The 16,782-nt window shown below is 52.0% G+C and carries 12 protein-coding genes; 7 read left to right on the top strand and 5 right to left on the bottom strand.

The features are described 5' to 3' along the window. Positions 1 to 119 precede the first annotated feature (119 nt). The 3 genes from BZG81_RS10115 to recD all read left to right on the top strand — a co-directional run bounded on the left by BZG81_RS10115 (position 120) and on the right by recD (position 7,955). A complete protein-coding gene (locus BZG81_RS10115) occupies positions 120 to 2,366 on the top strand; it encodes a CehA/McbA family metallohydrolase (protein ID WP_077677279.1) in 2,247 nt (748 codons plus the stop codon). A gap of 151 nt (positions 2,367 to 2,517) precedes the next feature. Beyond that, positions 2,518 to 6,117 carry an exodeoxyribonuclease V subunit beta gene (recB, locus tag BZG81_RS10110; RefSeq protein WP_077677278.1) on the top strand — a complete coding sequence of 1,200 codons (3,600 nt, stop codon included), beginning with the start codon at positions 2,518 to 2,520 and terminating at the stop codon, positions 6,115 to 6,117. Further along, a complete protein-coding gene (gene recD / locus BZG81_RS10105) occupies positions 6,114 to 7,955 on the top strand; it encodes an exodeoxyribonuclease V subunit alpha (protein ID WP_077677277.1) in 1,842 nt (613 codons plus the stop codon). The genes recB and recD overlap by 4 nt, the downstream gene beginning before the upstream one ends. 12 nt (positions 7,956 to 7,967) lie before the next feature. Here the strand turns inward: recD and argA are convergent, their stop codons facing one another. Next, positions 7,968 to 9,293, bottom strand: a complete 1,326-nt coding sequence (gene argA, locus BZG81_RS10100) for an amino-acid N-acetyltransferase (protein ID WP_077677276.1) — start codon at positions 9,291 to 9,293, stop codon at positions 7,968 to 7,970. A 218-nt stretch (positions 9,294 to 9,511) separates the two neighbouring features. Between argA and BZG81_RS10095 the strand changes: the two genes are divergently transcribed. Further along, entirely contained in the window at positions 9,512 to 9,862 is a 351-nt protein-coding gene (locus BZG81_RS10095; protein ID WP_077459753.1) for a DUF2850 domain-containing protein, read from the top strand. 100 nt (positions 9,863 to 9,962) lie between these two features. Here the strand turns inward: BZG81_RS10095 and BZG81_RS10090 are convergent, their stop codons facing one another. Next, a complete protein-coding gene (locus BZG81_RS10090; RefSeq protein ID WP_025744513.1) occupies positions 9,963 to 10,187 on the bottom strand; it encodes a hypothetical protein in 225 nt (74 codons plus the stop codon). Positions 10,188 to 10,423: 236 nt separating this feature from the next. Between BZG81_RS10090 and mltA the strand changes: the two genes are divergently transcribed. After that, positions 10,424 to 11,503 (top strand): murein transglycosylase A, encoded by a 1,080-nt coding sequence (mltA, locus tag BZG81_RS10085; RefSeq protein WP_077661071.1) that lies wholly within the window; start codon positions 10,424 to 10,426, stop codon positions 11,501 to 11,503. A gap of 84 nt (positions 11,504 to 11,587) precedes the next feature. Here mltA and BZG81_RS10080 read toward each other — a convergent pair whose 3' ends face one another. The 3 genes from BZG81_RS10080 to BZG81_RS10070 form a co-directional block, all read right to left on the bottom strand. Then, positions 11,588 to 12,559 (bottom strand): TAXI family TRAP transporter solute-binding subunit, encoded by a 972-nt coding sequence (locus BZG81_RS10080; protein ID WP_021022036.1) that lies wholly within the window; start codon positions 12,557 to 12,559, stop codon positions 11,588 to 11,590. A 143-nt stretch (positions 12,560 to 12,702) separates the two neighbouring features. Then, positions 12,703 to 13,512, bottom strand: a complete 810-nt coding sequence (locus BZG81_RS10075; RefSeq protein WP_158011839.1) for a 3-keto-5-aminohexanoate cleavage protein — start codon at positions 13,510 to 13,512, stop codon at positions 12,703 to 12,705. A gap of 48 nt (positions 13,513 to 13,560) precedes the next feature. Next, the gene (locus BZG81_RS10070) at positions 13,561 to 14,889 is read right to left on the bottom strand and encodes an aspartate aminotransferase family protein (protein ID WP_077677274.1); all 1,329 of its coding nucleotides are present in this window, start codon (positions 14,887 to 14,889) and stop codon (positions 13,561 to 13,563) included. A 101-nt stretch (positions 14,890 to 14,990) separates the two neighbouring features. On the opposite strand from BZG81_RS10070, the gene BZG81_RS10065 reads away from it, so the two are divergent. Further along, a complete protein-coding gene (locus BZG81_RS10065) occupies positions 14,991 to 15,908 on the top strand; it encodes a LysR family transcriptional regulator (RefSeq protein ID WP_198533644.1) in 918 nt (305 codons plus the stop codon). A gap of 33 nt (positions 15,909 to 15,941) precedes the next feature. Further along, entirely contained in the window at positions 15,942 to 16,751 is an 810-nt protein-coding gene (tcdA, locus tag BZG81_RS10060) for a tRNA cyclic N6-threonylcarbamoyladenosine(37) synthase TcdA (protein ID WP_077677272.1), read from the top strand. Positions 16,752 to 16,782: the final 31 nt, after the last annotated feature.

The raw sequence follows: 16,782 nt of genomic DNA, 5'->3' as shown, positions 1-16,782 counted from the left end.
CATTTTTGTGTTGTTTGTAGAGGTCTTTGTTCTGTTTTTTATTTGAACGTGTAATTAACTTAACGCACAATGTCATCGAAAATTCACATAACAAACCATGAAAAAAAGGAAGTGCCTTCATGCATAAATTCTCAAAAAGCGCAGTGGCAACCTTGGTCTCTGGCCTTTTGCTGGGTGCCTCAGCGCACGCCGACGTCAGCATTACTCAAGGTAAGACTGCAATCCCAGATGGCGAGGCAACGCATGCCCAAGACATCACGGTAAAAAACGAGCATGTCGCGTTCGCATTGGCGGTTGAGTCTGCGCCACCATGGGGCGTGCCACGTGGTACCTTGGTGGACCTCGCGGCGGTGAAAAATGGCAAAATTGATCTAGACCGAGTCGCTTTTGCAGATTTCATCCCCAACAGCTGGTCAGCCTGGCCGAACGAGCGCAAGTCGATTGATATTGTTGAAGACAGCGATGAAAAAGCAGTGATCAAAGTGAGCCGTAACTTCGACAAAGTCGACATTACGACTTGGTATACCTTGGCTGCAGGCTCTGACGCGATTGCTCTTAAAACCGTGATGAATAACCAGGGTGAGGATGATCTCGAACTAGAATCTGGCCACACGATCTGGCCGGATACGGGTTATCAGTTCGCGGTACCAGGGCTTGAAGGCAATGAAGAAGCGATGGCGGATAATGCTCTCGCCGATCGCATGGTCGCGTATGACCGTGACTGGGCGTTCGCACTGCACGCGCCTTACTTTGACCGCATTAAATACAACGGTCGCGATATGTATCTGGGTCACACGCTCAAAGCCGGTGAAAGCCGTACGTTTGAGTCTCAGTTACAGGTTGTTCCGAACGGTGACATGGCGCCGATCGTCAAAGCCGAAGCCGAACGTCATGGCGAAGCGACGGGCACTATTACCGGCCAACTTCGCGCCGACAATGGTAACGTGCCTGCCGATGCGATTGTGATGATTGAGAAAGACGGCCACCCTTACGCGTGGACGCTTGCTAAAGATGGTCAGTACAGCATGGCATTGCCAGAAGGCAAATACCAAGTGTATGGCACGGCAACCGGCCATGCCAACAGCCAGCTGCAATCTATTACCGTGGGTGCCGATAGTGAGCAAACACTGAATTTCACCTCGCTAAAAAGCCCTGCGACCCTTGCGCTTAACGTAGAAGAAGCGGTGTCTGGCGTGGCTAAAGACGCACGTGTGACTATCATTGAAGGCCAAGCGCCACCGGTTGAATTCTTGGGTAAACGCACCTTCTTCACGGACTTGCTGCCTGCCGGCCATGCCGAGCTAAACCTAGCACCGGGTGAATACAAGCTGGGCATTAACGCCGGTGCAGGCTTTACCGCTGAATCACAAACCTTGGACGTGACGCTGGAATCGGGTAAAACCAACAAGCAGTTGGTTAAGATCCCACAGGTAACCTTCCCTAATCGCCACCAATGGTACGGGGCAGACTTGCACCACCACGGCAATGTGCTGGAAGGGGTAACCCCACCAGAAATCGTGGTGCGTGCTCAGTTGGCAACCGACTTGGATCTGACCTTTATCAGTGATCACGACTCCACCATTAATCACAAAATATTTGCTGACTTATCAGCGAAACGTGGTGTGCCTTTCATTCCATCGATTGAGATCTCGCCATCATGGGGTCACATGAACCCATTCCCCATCGATAATGGCGCGGCGCTGACGGTCGATCCGGGTACTGATGACGTGCATACTCTGATTGATGCTGCACATGAGATGGGTGCAGAAGTGGTGCCGATGAACCATCCATATAACGATTATGGCTACTTCACCAATATCGCTAAGGATGCGGTGCCGGGCGGTAAGACTGACCGTTTCGACCTGATGGAGCTTAACGCACGTGTCGATAACGAGCCGACCCTTGAAAAAGCGCACAAGCTTTGGGATCAAGGCGAAGCCATGTACCTCACAGCCGGCACCGATACCCATGATGCGTGGAATCAGCTCACTGGGCGTATTCGTATGATGGCCAATGTTGATGGTGAGCTAACGCCGCTCGCCTTTGCCAAAGCGTTAAAAGCCGGTCACGGCTATGCCACCCAGGGGCCAATCCTGTATCCACAAAACATCATGTTTGGTGAAACCGCCAAGGCAGGTGATAAATGGGATATTAATGTGGTCGCCGCTGATGGCCTCAAAGAAGTGCGCTTAATCGGCCAAGGTGGTGAGGTGCTAAACAGCATCACCATTAACCCTGAAGAGAGCACACAGCGTCTTGAGCTATCACTGCCTATTCCTGCGGATGCAGAAGGTTGGATCAACCTAGAAGTGGAAGACAAAGACGGCAGCACGGCATGGACCAACCCAGTTTGGCTTCAGTCGTAAGTGTTGAGTCTCAATAAACGAACCAAGGCCAGCGATGCTGGCCTTTTTTGATCGTGATGTTAACCGGCGCAGATTGATGGCCTTGGTTAGAATATGTTTTACCCCAAGGGGTTGCTACAATAGCGGGCAGACTAGGCGATGAAATAATGATATGGAACCGCAGATCCTCAACCCGCTCACCTTGCCACTCGATGGCGTCCGATTAATCGAAGCTTCCGCCGGCACCGGTAAGACGTTTACCATTGCTGGCTTGTACCTGCGATTGTTGCTTGGGCATGGCCGCGCAGCGCCGTGTCGGGTCGAGCAAATACTGGTGGTGACGTTTACCGAAGCGGCAACCCAAGAGCTAAAAGACCGTATTCGACGTCGCATTCATGAGGCGCGTTTTGCCTTTATGCGCGGTGAGTGTGACGATCCTATCATTGGACCTTTGCTTTCAGAGGTAAGCGATCATAAAACCGCGGCGCAGCGACTGTTAGAGGCCGAGCGTCAGATGGACGAAGCGGCCATTTATACCATTCACGGTTTTTGTCAGCGGATGCTGACCCAAAATGCGTTTGAGTCGGGTAGCCTGTTCAGTCATGAATTTGTCACCGACGAGCGACAGATCAAAGCGCGCGCGGCGGCCGATTTTTGGCGTCGTCGTTTTTATCCGCTGCCAAAATCGTTAGCCGGTGTGGTGAGCAGCTACTGGCCCGCGCCGGAGGCCTTATTAAAAGAGATTGCGCCCTATTTATCCGGACCGGCTGTCACGGTTAAGGCGCCTGATCTCGGCGAAGATCTCATGGCGGCACACCAAGCGGCGATAGCCAAAATTGACGGGGTAAAGCGAGCATGGCGCGAGGCGGGGGAGCAGATCACCGACCAGCTAAGTGCCGCTAAACTCGATGGCCGCAGTTATCGCAAAGATCATCTGGCGAACTGGCTGAATGCGATGGAACAATGGGCCAATGCCGAGACGCTTGATTACCAGTTGCCCGACAAATTGGAAAAATTCGCCAAACAGACGTTGGCGGACAAGAGTAAAGCTGAGCCACCGAGTCTAGCGCTATTTGAGCAGATTCAGGCATTGGTTGATCAGCCGCCGACGTTAAAACCGGGATTAACTGCACTGGCGATTAAAGAAGTGCGGCAGCTGCTCCGCCAAGAAAAACGCCGCCAAGGGTGGCTCTCGTTTGACGATCTCCTTTCTCAACTTGCCAGCGCACTTGACCAAGATAGCCAAGGCCAGTTGGCTGCGCGTATTCGCAGCTTATATCCGGTGGCAATGATTGATGAATTCCAAGACACCGACCCGCTGCAATATCAGATTTTTAGCACTGTCTATCAGCCGCCAGTGGCGGACGATGCCCCTGTATTCGCAGACACAGAGGAAGAGACAGACACAGAGGAAGAGGGGGAGCGCACCGGTTTAATGATGATTGGCGATCCTAAACAGGCGATTTATGCCTTTCGTGGCGCCGATATCTTCACCTATATTCATGCCCGTGCGCAGGTGAGTGATCACTATAACCTTGCCACCAACTGGCGCTCGACAGATGGCATGGTACGCGGAGTCAATGCCTTGTTCTCACGTGCGAAGGCACCGTTTGTCTATCAAGACAGTATTCCCTTTTTAGCGGTGGCCTCTTCGCCTAGCGCCAAACAAAAGGCGCTGGTGGTGGAGGGAAACGAGCAGCCCGCGCTCACCTTTTGGCATCACAGCCCGGATGAATTATGTGGCAAGCAAGATTTTGAACAGACCTTAGCTGTGAGTACCGCACAGCATATCACGCAAGTGCTCAACCAATCGGTGGCGGGCAATAGTTATCTACAAACGCCTTCCGGCCAAGCCACGATTCAGCCGCACAATATCGCCGTGTTGGTGCGCACTGGACGCGAGGCACAGTTGGTCAAGCAAGCGCTGGCCGAAAAAGGCGTGGCGTCTGTGTATCTTTCTAACCGTGATAATGTGTTCGCCAGCCCCGTCGCCAGCGATATTGAGCGCATTTTAGTGGCGGTGATGCAGCCTGAAAACGAGCGTAAGTTGCGGGCAGCGCTAGCCAGCCCCTTATTTGGCCTGACCGCTGAGCAGCTGGCGTTACTCAATCAAGACGAAGCCTTGTGGGAGCATGAGGTGGTGGCCTTTAGCCATTACCGTGATACCTGGCAGCGCCGTGGGGTGATGCCGATGCTGCGCCAAGTCGCCAGTGCCCGCCAAGTGGCAGAAAACTGGTTGGCGATGCCGCAAGGCGAGCGCTGTGTGACCGATTTTTTACATATCGCGGAGTTGCTGCAAAGTGCCAGCCAGCAATTGGACAACCCTCACGCGCTGATCCGCTGGCTACAAGAGCGGATGGCCGAGCCGGCTCAACAATCGGAAGAGCAGCAGGTGCGGTTGGAGTCGGAGCGTGATTTGGTGCAAATCGTCACCATCCACAAATCGAAAGGCTTGGAGTACGATTTAGTTTACTTGCCGTTTGCTTGTCAGTATCGCGAAAGCAGCCAACCGTTTTATCATGATGAACAGTATCAGCCGGTACTGGCGTTGGATAATGTCGATGAGGGCAAAGAACGCGCTGAAAAAGAGCGGTTGGCTGAAGATATCCGCTTGCTGTATGTGGCGGTGACGCGCGCCGTGTATGGGTGTTTTATCGGCTGTGCGCCCCTTAAACAAGGTAACAGTCGGCAAAAAGACTCGGCCTTGCACTTAACGGCCCTCGGTTATTTGCTCCAGCATGGAGAAGTCGGTGATGCTAGCCTGCTGGCCGAGAGTTTAGCTGGGTTGGCGAGCGCGAGCGATGCGGTGGCTGTGGTTGCGCCACCGGAGCCGGATGATAGCCGTTATGCCCCTGAAACGGGCGCCCACGAGGCGCTAACCGCGCGTCAGTTTGACGGCAAGATTGACCGTCAGTGGCGCTTAACCAGTTACTCAGGACTGTTAAAACAGAGCCATCATGTCAGCGCCTTGCCCACATTAGCCAGTTACGACTTGGACGCGGACGATGACCTCGCCGGCGAGGAGACGCCGGATGTGGCGGTGGATCCTTGGTCAGTTTTTGCGTTTCCCAAAGGCGCGCGAGCCGGTACCTTTTTACATACCTTGTTTGAAGAGGTGGACTTTACCGCTGATTTGATGAGTGAAGAGGTCGCTGAGCTTATTACCCATCACCTTAGCTTGGAAAACTATGACCCGCAGTGGTGCCCGATATTGCAGCAGTGGATGACACAGGTATTGAAACACCCGCTCAATGAACAAGGGCTGATGCTGAACCAAATTGACAACGCCAGTCGGTTAACGGAGATGGAGTTCGTGATGCCTTTGGCCGCACTCGACTGCCAGCGACTGAACCGACTCGCCGCGCGATATGATGCACTGTCAGCGCGTGCTGGCCAGCTCTCCTTTGAGACGGCGCGCGGGATGTTAAAAGGTTTTATCGATTTAACCTTCCGCGCCGATGGCAAGTATTACGTGCTGGATTGGAAGTCGAACCATTTAGGGGACAGTGTGGCCGATTACCATCCTGAGGCGCTCAAAGAGGCGATGATCGCGCACCGATACGACTTTCAGTATCAGATCTATACCTTGGCGCTGCACCGCTTTTTGCGCCAGCGGATCCCCGATTATGATTACGACACCCATGTGGGAGGCGTGTTTTATTTCTTTTTACGGGGCACCAGCGATAGCGGCGAAACCGGCGTATTCGCGCACCGTCCCGATAAGGCACTGATTGACGCCTTGGACAACCTGTTTGCTGGAGAGTCGTTATGAAACAAGCATTAATGGCACTTTACCAGCGCGGGGAATTGCGAGCGATTGATGTGCAATTTGCTTGTTTGATGGGCGAAGAAGACACCCAATTAGATAAGGCTGCTATCACGGTATGGGCGGCGCTGCTGAGTCGCGAAGTGGGCAAAGGCCATGTCTGCCTTGATTTGCACCAGTGGCAGCCACCCACTGATGTCGCTTGGCAGCCTTTATTGGCGCACATTGATAGCCAAGCGCCAAGCGAGCAATTGGCGCAGGCCTCAGTCGTGTCCGATGGTACGCAGGCGACGCCCTTGGTGCTTGCGGGACACCGACTGTATTTGCATCGTTACTGGCATGCCGAGCAGCAAGTGGCCGGGCATATTCGCCATCGTTTGACGGCGCTGCCGGTACCGGATGAGGCCAGCCAAACCCTAGATAATTTATTTGCCGCCTCACAGGTAGAGATAGACTGGCAAAAAGTGGCGGCAGCCACCGCGTTGACCCAGCCGTTTGCGGTGATTTCGGGTGGGCCGGGTACGGGTAAAACCACCACCGTCGCCCGTTTGTTGGCGGCGCTGGTGGCGTCACACCACGCCGAGCGTACAACGTCTGCAGCGCTCACCATCAAGCTGGTTGCCCCGACCGGTAAAGCGGCCAACCGATTGACTGAATCACTAGGACGGGCGATTGCCGCCTTGCCTGTTGATCATGACGTGAAAGCGGCGCTGCCGACCCAAGCCAGTACCATTCATCGATTATTAGGGGCGATTCCGCAGCGAGTAGCGTTTCGCCATCATAAAAATAATCCCGTGCATGCGGATGTGTTGATTGTCGATGAAGCCTCAATGGTGGACTTGCCTTTGATGGCACAGCTGTTCGATGCCTTGGCGCCCTCAACACGCATTATTTTGCTGGGGGATAAAGATCAGCTTGCCTCTGTGGAAGCGGGGGCGGTGCTAGGCGATATTTGTCAGTACGCCGAGGCCGGCTATCCAGCGGCGCAAGCAGCGCGTTTAAGCCAGCTAACAGGCTTTGATGTACCCGAAAACCCACATGCGCCAGCGATCGCCAGTGCCCTGTGTCTGCTGCGCAAAAGTTATCGTTTTGATGCTCAATCCGGCATTGGCCAGCTCGCCTTTGCGGTGAACCGAGGAGAGATGGCCGAGGTGGGGGCGGTGTTAAAACGCGGCTATGGCGATATTACCCACCATGTGCTGAGTGATGACAGTTATCAGACCCTGATGCAACAAGCGGTGACAGGATATCGCGATTACTTAACAACACTCGATAATGCGACGCTCGAAAACCCGCCATCGATGGCGGACGTGCTGAGTGCCTTTAGCCAATTTCGTTTGTTGTGTGCATTGACCGAAGGCCCATTTGGTGTCGCTGGCCTCAACCAAGCCATTGAGCAGCACTTGGCGTCGGCGGGATTGATCGCCAAAGAGCGTGATACTTGGTATCACGGTCGGCCGATCATGATTTTGCAAAACGACCATGCCCTAGGGTTGTATAACGGTGATATTGGAATTGCGGTGCAGCATGAGGGGATCACCCGCGTGGCGTTTGAAACCCACGATGGCGAGGTGCGCTATTTGCTTGCCAGCCGTCTGCCCGCCCATCAAACCGCGTTTGCGATGACGGTGCACAAATCACAAGGATCGGAGTTTGCGCACACAGTGCTGGTGTGTCCGCCCACCATTTCACCGGTGATCACCCGCGAGCTGATTTATACCGGCATCACGCGGGCGAAGCGCCAGCTTGATCTTTACGCGTCTTGGCCGGTGCTACGCCACGGTGTGGGCGCACGCACCGCCAGGTATAGTGGTTTGCCGGATGCCTTGTTGGCGCCCTTATAATGGCGAGGTTAGCTAAAGCGCTAAGGTTAGTACCTTAGAGCGACGCTGATAGTTGTACAGCTCTTGGCGGGTGTTGGGGAGCGCTGAGACATCGGAAAGCAAAAAGCCTTGCTCCAGAAACCAATGCAAACTGTGGGTGGTGAGCACAAAGATGGTTTCAAGCCCTTTGGCTTTGGCGCGTTGTTTGAGGTGATTGAGGAGCATGACGCCGCGGTCGCCATCACGATAATCCGGATGAATGGCAACACATGCCATCTCTCCGGTGCGCGCGTCACTAAACGGGTAGAGCGCGGCGCAGCCTATCACTAATCCATCTCGCTCGATGATGGTAAAGCGTGGGATTTCTTGCTCCAATTGTTCTCGCGAGCGGCGTACTAGGATCCCTTGTTGCTCCAACGGGCGGATCAAATCCAAGATCCCACCGATATCGTCAATCTGGGCTTGGCGCACTTTTTCGGCACGCTCCATCACGATCTGGGTGCCGATCCCTTCAATCGAGAACAGCTCTTGGATCAAGGCGCCGTCTTTTTTATAGCTAATCAAATGACTGCGAGTGACTCCCGCGCGGCACGCAGCAATTGCGCCCCGTAAAAAGCGACTAGTGCCAGAGCCAGTATCGCCAGCGGCTTCTCTCGCCTCTAGAAGTGGCTGGGCTTGGGTGGGCAGTAACTCAGAAATCACCTCATTGTTTTGATTCAACACCCCTTGCTCGGAGCAAAAACCGATGAGCTTGTCTGCGCGTAATCGAATCGCGACCTGAGTCGCCACTTCCTCGGAGGTGAGATTAAAGCATTCTCCCGTTACTGAGCTGGCTACCGGCCCCATCAGCACAATCGCGTTTTGATCCAGTTGGCGTTGAATACCGTCGGTATCAATACGGCGAATTTTGCCACTGTGACAATAATCAATCCCCTCGTCGACACCCAGCGGCTGCGCGATAACAAAATTGCCACTGATCACATTAATCTGAGCACCCGCCATTGGGGTGTTGTTAAGCCCCATGGATAAACGCGCGGTGATGTCGAGCTGCACTTGGCCGGCGGCTTGTTTGACCACTTCAAGCGCGTGGCTGTCGGTGATGCGTATTCCTTTGTGATAAGGCGTTTCCAGTCCGTACTGATTGAGCGCGCGATTGATTTGCGGGCGGGCACCAAACACCAAGACTAGCTTCATGCCAAGGCTATTGAGTAGCGCGACATCATTGACGATATTTTTAAAGTTCTCATCCGCCATCGCCTCGCCACCCAGCATGATTACCGCGGTTTTATCTCGGTGAGCATTTACATAAGGTGCAGATTGGCGAAAYCCTTTAACCAGTGCGGTACTTCTTATYTTCACGCGSAYAYCCGTTTATTTATTCACTTTATATGCCTTTTTATTCTTTTTTAGGTCTGAGTGTCAAGTCCTGTGCGGTGTCAGTGCGCATGTGAAACGATAAGAATTAGCTCCCATACTCGATGTTGGCCGATGAAGCGAGATCACAATCTGGCGTTCAGCGTCTAAAGTAAAGTGATGAGTTAGTTATGCTGGAATAAAAAGCACTGAGGGGTAAGCGCGTGCGAAAAACGAAACAAGTGGTTCTATTAGTTCTATTTATATTATTTGGTGGAACGGGATTTTTAGTGGCGACCCAGCCTGCAATTTTTGCGCCTGACGTGACGCAAACCGATTTGTATGGCGAATGGGTTGAAACAGAGGTCGCGCCCTATGCAGCTGATCGTTTTGAAGTCCGCAAAGACGGTATCTATACCAATGGCAGCCGGGTTACGACGAGTTATCAGTTTGATGGTGATAAGCTAAGTTATTCGATTGGTACGCAAACGTACGTGTATCGTGTCGAAAACAAAAGTACCTTAGAACGCTTATCGCCCGCGCATTACACGTCTTTTTTTGCGAAAGACGACTAGATGTTGGCATCCAATGGAGTTATTAGGTTACGACGGCACAAGTAGGGACGCCCAGAAACTCTCCGAGTAGGCACAAGGATGCAGAGTGCTCAGATCGTGATTAATATTTCACAGACTCTATTGTCGACAATAACTCATTGACCGAGCATTGCTTGGTGGCTACTCGGCGTAAAAGATCGGCAGTTTCCGAGTCGCCACCTAGGCAACGCTGAATACTGGTATTGATCACATTATGGGTACAACCTTCACTGGCCATCATGCGGATCCATTGATATTCCACCGCATCGCTATCAAGTAACGTCGAACGCCCAACTTTCAAGTCCATGGTAATCATTACTCCTTTTTTGTTGCATTTTCTATGCATTTTTGTTTCATGCATAGTACATAACAATTATATGACAGTTTGATGAATGACCAAGCAGTTACTAGGATAATCTGAATGACATCACAATTGAACTGTATTATTTTGCAGGCATTTACAGTCTGATAATGATAAGTGATTGCCAAATTCATCGCTTTTTGCGAGCCTTAGCGCTACAAACTAACTGATTGGATGATGGTGTGAAAAAAGCGTTAGTCGTGATGGCGTGTGTGGCGGTACTCGCAGGGTGTGTTAGGCCGACTGATCGTGGTCAGCAGTATCGAGATGGGCGGTTTGAACGTATTTTAACCCCAGTATCTCAGGTGGTGTCGGAAAGTCCGCGCGACTTTAGTTTATTTCAGGAGCAGCTTGCAGAAGTAGAAGCAAAATCTCCCTCGTTAGTGGTCAAGCATCAAGCGGTATACCAGCGCTTGCAGGCATGGCTGGACGCAGGAGGCAATGTGGACACGCTCGCTGAGTTTGGCCTGAGTGTTAACCAAATGGGCGGTGGCGATGATTTCGGTAACGTGATGTTTACCGGCTATTTCTCACCCGTGATTGAAATGCGCCATCAACCCGATGCCTTATTCCGTTATCCAGTTTATGCCAAACCGCCTTGTAATGAAGACTGCCCTGATCGTCAAGCGATTTATGACGGTGCTTTAGAAGGGTTAGGGTTGGAGTTGGGTTACAGCGCATCTCGCATCGATAACTTTATTATGGAAGTGCAGGGCAGTGGTTTTGTCCATTTTGGTGACAATGATCAGCTCGAGTATTTTGCCTACGGCGGTAAAAACGGTCATCCGTACGTCAGTATTGGTAAGGTATTAATTGAAAATGGTGAGGTAGCCAGAGAGGATATGTCGTTACGGGCGATTCAAGATTGGGTCGCGGCGCACGATGAAGAAGAGGTTCGGACCTTACTGGAACACAACCCGTCGTATGTGTTCTTTACGCCCAAAGCGGCGGATCCTGTCAGTGGGACGGCGGGGATCCCGTTAAAAGCGGGCGCCTCTGTGGCGGCGGATCGACGTTACTTACCTATGGGCAGTGTATTACTTGCTGAAGTGCCACAGCTTGATGACCAGGGTAAATGGACGGGAGAGCATGTGCTCAAGCTTTTAATGGCGTTGGATACCGGTGGGGCAGTGAAAGAAAATCACCTGGATTTATACCATGGCATGGGTAATAAAGCAGGCGAGCAAGCCGGTCATTACAAACACTTTGGTCGGGTTTGGAAACTGGAACCGTTAGCGCCACAAATGGTGAATCAGCCCTAACGGCTAAGATTAAGACTCATCCTTGAAGCAATAAAAAAGCGAGCGTTTGACGCTCGCTTTTGCATTTAAGCCAACGAAGTATGATTACTCAATCAAACCCGCTTCACGATAGTAGCGTGCTGCGCCTGGGTGCAGGGGAGCAGACAGACCATCTTTTACCATTTCTTCTTTCTTCAAGTTGGCAAACGCTGGATGTAAGCGACGGAAATCATCGAAGTTCTCAAACACCGCTTTCACGACGTTGTAAATGACGTCTTCAGAGACTTGGCTTGAGGATACAAACGTAGCACCCACACCAAAGGTCGTCACATCATTATCGTTACCCCGGTACATACCACCTGGCAATATCGCTTGACGATAATAATCGCGCTCGCTGATCAACTGTTTAGCCGCATCGTTAGCGACTTCAACCAATACGCTATCACACGCAGTCGTTGCCTCTTGGATCGCACCACTCGGGTGGCCTACGGCATAAACCATGGCGTCAATTTTATTGTCACAGAGGGCTTTTGATTGCTCAGACGCTTTCAGCTCGGAAATTTGGCCGAACTTATCCATGTCCCAACCCATTTGATCCATCAATACTTCGATGGTGCCACGCTGACCTGACCCTGGGTTACCAATGTTAACGCGCTTGCCTTCGAGGTCATCAAAGGTTTTTACGTTTGCATCAGCACGAGCGACCACGGTAAAAGGTTCTGGGTGGATAGAGAAAACCGCGCGCAGATCTTTAAATTCGCCTTGATCTTCAAACTTGCTGGTGCCTTTGTAGGCATGATATTGCCAGTCGGATTGTGCGATCCCCATATCGAGCTCGCCAGCACGAATGGTATTGATGTTGTAGATAGAACCGCCTGTACTCTCTACAGAGCAGCGAATGCCGTGGTCATCTTTACTTTTGTTAACCAGACGACAAATTGCACCGCCCGTCGGGTAATAAACACCCGTCACACCGCCAGTACCAATGGTTACAAACTGATTGGCTTGAGCCGTTGCTGCGGTTCCTAGTGCAGCGGAAAAGCTGAGCGCAATCAGAGTCGGTTTCATCGCTTTCATGCTTAAGATTCCTTTTTAAGTTAGAGGTTGCTATCCGGGCGCACCCTCGAAGATGGTATGACACTCGATGTAAATATGACAAAAAAGTGTCACCGCGCTATTTTTTCAATCTTTTAACAATATTTGCAAGCAATAGTATTGGGTTAAAACGATTGGGTCATGGTTTGTCTTAGTGCTTGTACAAGTTTAGTACAATATCCCAGGTTTTCCAGTGTGTTGCGTAAATTTGTGATCTGTGATGCGTTATCGTGTGCCTGGCTTTGATCGATGTGTTGGGTGTTGTTTTCAAAGCCGATTCGAATGTCACCGCCCAGTGTCGCGGCTGTCGTTAAGCAGCGACTTTCATGACATCCAAATGCGCAGACAGACCAAGGAATAGTGCCATCGGCGTGAAGCGCATGATACATGGCGGCGACATCTTCGGGCATACCTCGGGGTGGAGTCCGATCTCGCCCTGCAACAAAAAGCAAGTGATGACCTCGTGAGGGTAAAATACCTTGTTCGCGCAGCGTGTAGTAGCGTGCCAGTTCTCTGGGGTGATAGAGAATAAACTGACTATAGATCCGAGCTTCAACCGTCCAAGCAAAAAAATCTGTTACCGCTTTGCTTGGAGGCTGATGATCAGGGATAAGCTCTCGTAGCGCAAAGGAAGCGGCTTCGGGTTTGACGGCTTTAATCAGCGCCATTTGTTGCTGGGGGGAATAGCGGCCTACGGCTTCGGTGGTGAGTTGAATCACCATGCGATCGCCGACGGCATCCATCACTTGCTGATATAGCGCTTGGTTTAGCGCGGGATCAAGGCTATGGGCTCCCTGTTGATCGCGGGCGTGGATGTGGGCCATGGTTGCGCCTGCCTCGGCGCATTCGTGCAGGCAGTGAATAAGCTGTTCGCCGGTGATAGGCACATGCGGATGGTGCACGGGCTGTAAGTACGCACCATTGGGGGCAACCATGATCGTCCTTGCGTCTCGCATTCTTTTCCCTCGCTTCTGAATCTGTCGTTATTGGTGAGGCAAGCACATCTCTAATGACAGTGCTAGCTTGTCGGTGATGGCCGCGATATGAGTTGATTCAATGATATAGGGCGGTGCGAGTAAGATGTGATGCCCCTGCTTACCATCAATGGTACCGCCCATGGGATAGCACATGAGTCCGTTATGCATGGCGGTTTTTTTTATCGTTTGATGGAGCGTAAGTTCAGGCGAAAAGGGACGCTTGCTGGTTTTGTTTGCCACCAGCTCCAACGCTAAAAATAGCCCACGTCCGCGAATGTCTCCGACAAAAGGGTGAGAATCAAACTGATGGTGTAACGCCGATTTAAGCGTCTTTCCTTGCTGCTCAGCGGCGTCAACTAATCCTTCTTGCTGAATGGTGGTGAGTGTTGCTAAGGCAGCGGCACATGCCGTTGGGTGAGCCATGAAGGTGTGGCCATGTTGGAAAAAGCCTGACCCAGATGCAATTGCTTCATAGAGACGATCCGAGACCAAGGTGGCGCCAATGGGCTGATAACCAGCAGCCAGTCCTTTAGCGATGGCGACAATATCCGGAACGATGCCTTCATGTTCAAAAGCGAAAAAGCGACCGGTGCGCCCCGTGCCGCACATGACTTCATCGAGGATCAGCAAAATATTGTACTGATCGCAAATTGCGCGAATACGAGAAAAGTATCCCGCTTCCGCGGTCAATGCACCGGCTGTCGCCCCCACCACAGGTTCTGCGATAAACCCAATGACGGTTTCCGGCCCTTTTTCTAACAGCATGGCTTCAAGCTCGTTGGCCACCCGCTGACCATACTCGTAAGCGGTCTCATCGGGACGTTGATCGCGATAGGCGTAACAAGGGGCAATCAAACTGGTATCCATCAACAACGGGGCAAAGGGAGCGCGTCGCCATGCGTTGCCACCCACGGACAGCGCCCCGAGTGTATTACCATGGTAGCTTTGGCGGCGTGCGATAAAATGTTGTCGTTGGGGTTCACCGACTTCCACCCAGTACTGGCGAGCGAGTTTTAGCGCGGTTTCCATCGCTTCCGATCCACCACTGACTAAATAGGCGTGATTTATCGAGGGAGGTGCAAGATCGGCCAACATCTTGGCGAGCGCTTCACTGCTTTCTGAGGTAAAAAAGCCGGTATGCGCATAGGGAATCGCATCAAGCTGACGGTGGATAGCGTCCAATACGGCAGGGTGGTTGTGCCCAAGGCAAGAGACGGCTGCGCCTCCGCATGCATCGAGATACTGCTTACCCTGGGTATCCGTTAGATAAACCCCTTGACCACTGGCGATGGTGGGAGGAAGGTGATGACAATGGCGGTGAAAGACATGGCTCATAGGACGGCCTCTACGCAAAACTGATAAGTCAGTATGGTGGGCTTGTGTTTTGAACTGCAAAGGATATATTTTCACCAGGCATGCAAAAAAGGAATAGGGTGATGAATGTGCGTTTGCCGTCGATGCGTTCGTTACAAACATTGATTGCGGTGGCTCAGGCGGGGAGCTTTTCCGAAGCTGCCAAGGTGTTGCATATCAGCCAAAGTACGGTGAGCAAGCAAATACAGCAGCTTGAAGAAGGGATTGGCCAACCACTCTTTGAGCGACACGCAGGGGGAGTAAAACTCAACCGAGTCGGTGACTCTTATTTAAATGTGATATCGGCCAGCGTCAATGATATCGCCAATGCCACGGCGCAAGCGCGCCAGCAAAGTGCAAGGCAAGAGTCTGTCAGCTTATTGGTGCCGCCTTCGTTTGCTAGCCTTTGGTTAATTCCTCAGCTGCCTGAATTTAAATCGCAGCATCCTGATATTTCTGTGGTGGTCAGTGCCAGTGACTATGTGCCCCAAGGGAAAGAAAGTGAACTGGATATTTTAATCCGCTGTCAGCCTCATCAGCAGGCAGGCGCGCAAGGAGCCTGTTTAATTCACGAACACTTATCGCTTGTCGCATCAGTGACTTTGCTACCAGAGCCTTTGGATCGGACCGCGTTGTTATCGGAGGTGCCGGTTTTATCTCATTTGACGCGCCCTTCACTGTGGGAGCAGTTTTGGCAACAATTTGGGCTGGCTGACAGTAATCCGCAATATGGTGCAGGCTTTGAGCACTTTTTTATGGCGCTTGAAGGCGTGAAACAGGGTATGGGCATGGCGTTGATCCCCACCTTTATGGCCTCAGCCGCCCTGTCAAACGATCAGATTGTAAATCCGTTGGGGTTAAGTATAGACAGCGGCTATGGCTACTACCTTTATAGTGCGCGGTATAAGCAGCGTTCACCCGCTGTCATGCACGTGATCAACTGGCTGTGTGACGCCCTCAAGGTGGATGTGGCTAGACATCCTATCAGCAAGTCGGTATAACGCCTGTCAGCGCGATCAACGAAGACAATAGTTATGACACATCCCCTATCAGAATCCTATCTGCAACGTTTTGGCGGTACGGCTCGTTTGTATGGACGCCGTGCGCTAGAGGTGWTTCACCAAAGCCATATTTGTGTCATCGGTATTGGTGGCGTGGGATCGTGGGCAGTGGAATCGCTGGCTCGCACAGGGATTGGGGCGATCACACTGATTGATATGGATGATGTGTGTGTCACTAACACCAATCGACAAATTCACGCGCTGAAAGCGACCATCGGCCAAAGCAAAAGTGAGGTAATGGCTGAACGCGTGGCTGCGATTAACCCGGAATGCCGAGTCACTGTGATTGATGATTTTATCTCACCGGATAATATTGCTGAGTATATCGATAAGCGCTTTGATTATGTGCTTGATGCGATCGATAGCATTAAGCCCAAAACCGCATTATTGGCTCACTGCAAGCGGCACAAAATCAAAGTTATTACCGTCGGGGGCGCGGGTGGGCAGATGGACCCGACGCAAATCCAGGTGGTGGATCTCACCAAAACCATTCAAGACCCCTTGGCGGCCAAGCTGCGTAACAATTTGCGTCGCTTTTATGGTTTTACCAAGACGAAAGGACGCAAGTTCGGGATTGACTGTGTTTACTCCACCGAGCAGCTCAAATATCCGCAACCGGATGGTAGTGTGTGTGAGAGTAAATCATCGGCAGAAGGCCCGAAACGGATGGATTGTGCCAGTGGGTTTGGCGCCGCAACCATGGTGACAGCAAGCTTTGGATTTGTCGCGGTCTCACGTATTTTACAAAAGTTAATCGCCGCTGATCAGCGGCGCGAAGATTAGAAAGTGACGCCCCAGCCTGATCTGTCGGGGC

Origin of the sequence: Salinivibrio sp. MA607, from assembly GCF_001996245.1 — a bacterium.
GTDB lineage: Bacteria > Pseudomonadota > Gammaproteobacteria > Enterobacterales > Vibrionaceae > Salinivibrio > Salinivibrio costicola.
Note: the sequence above shows the minus strand (reverse complement) of the source record. Positions and strands in the feature narration are given on the sequence as shown.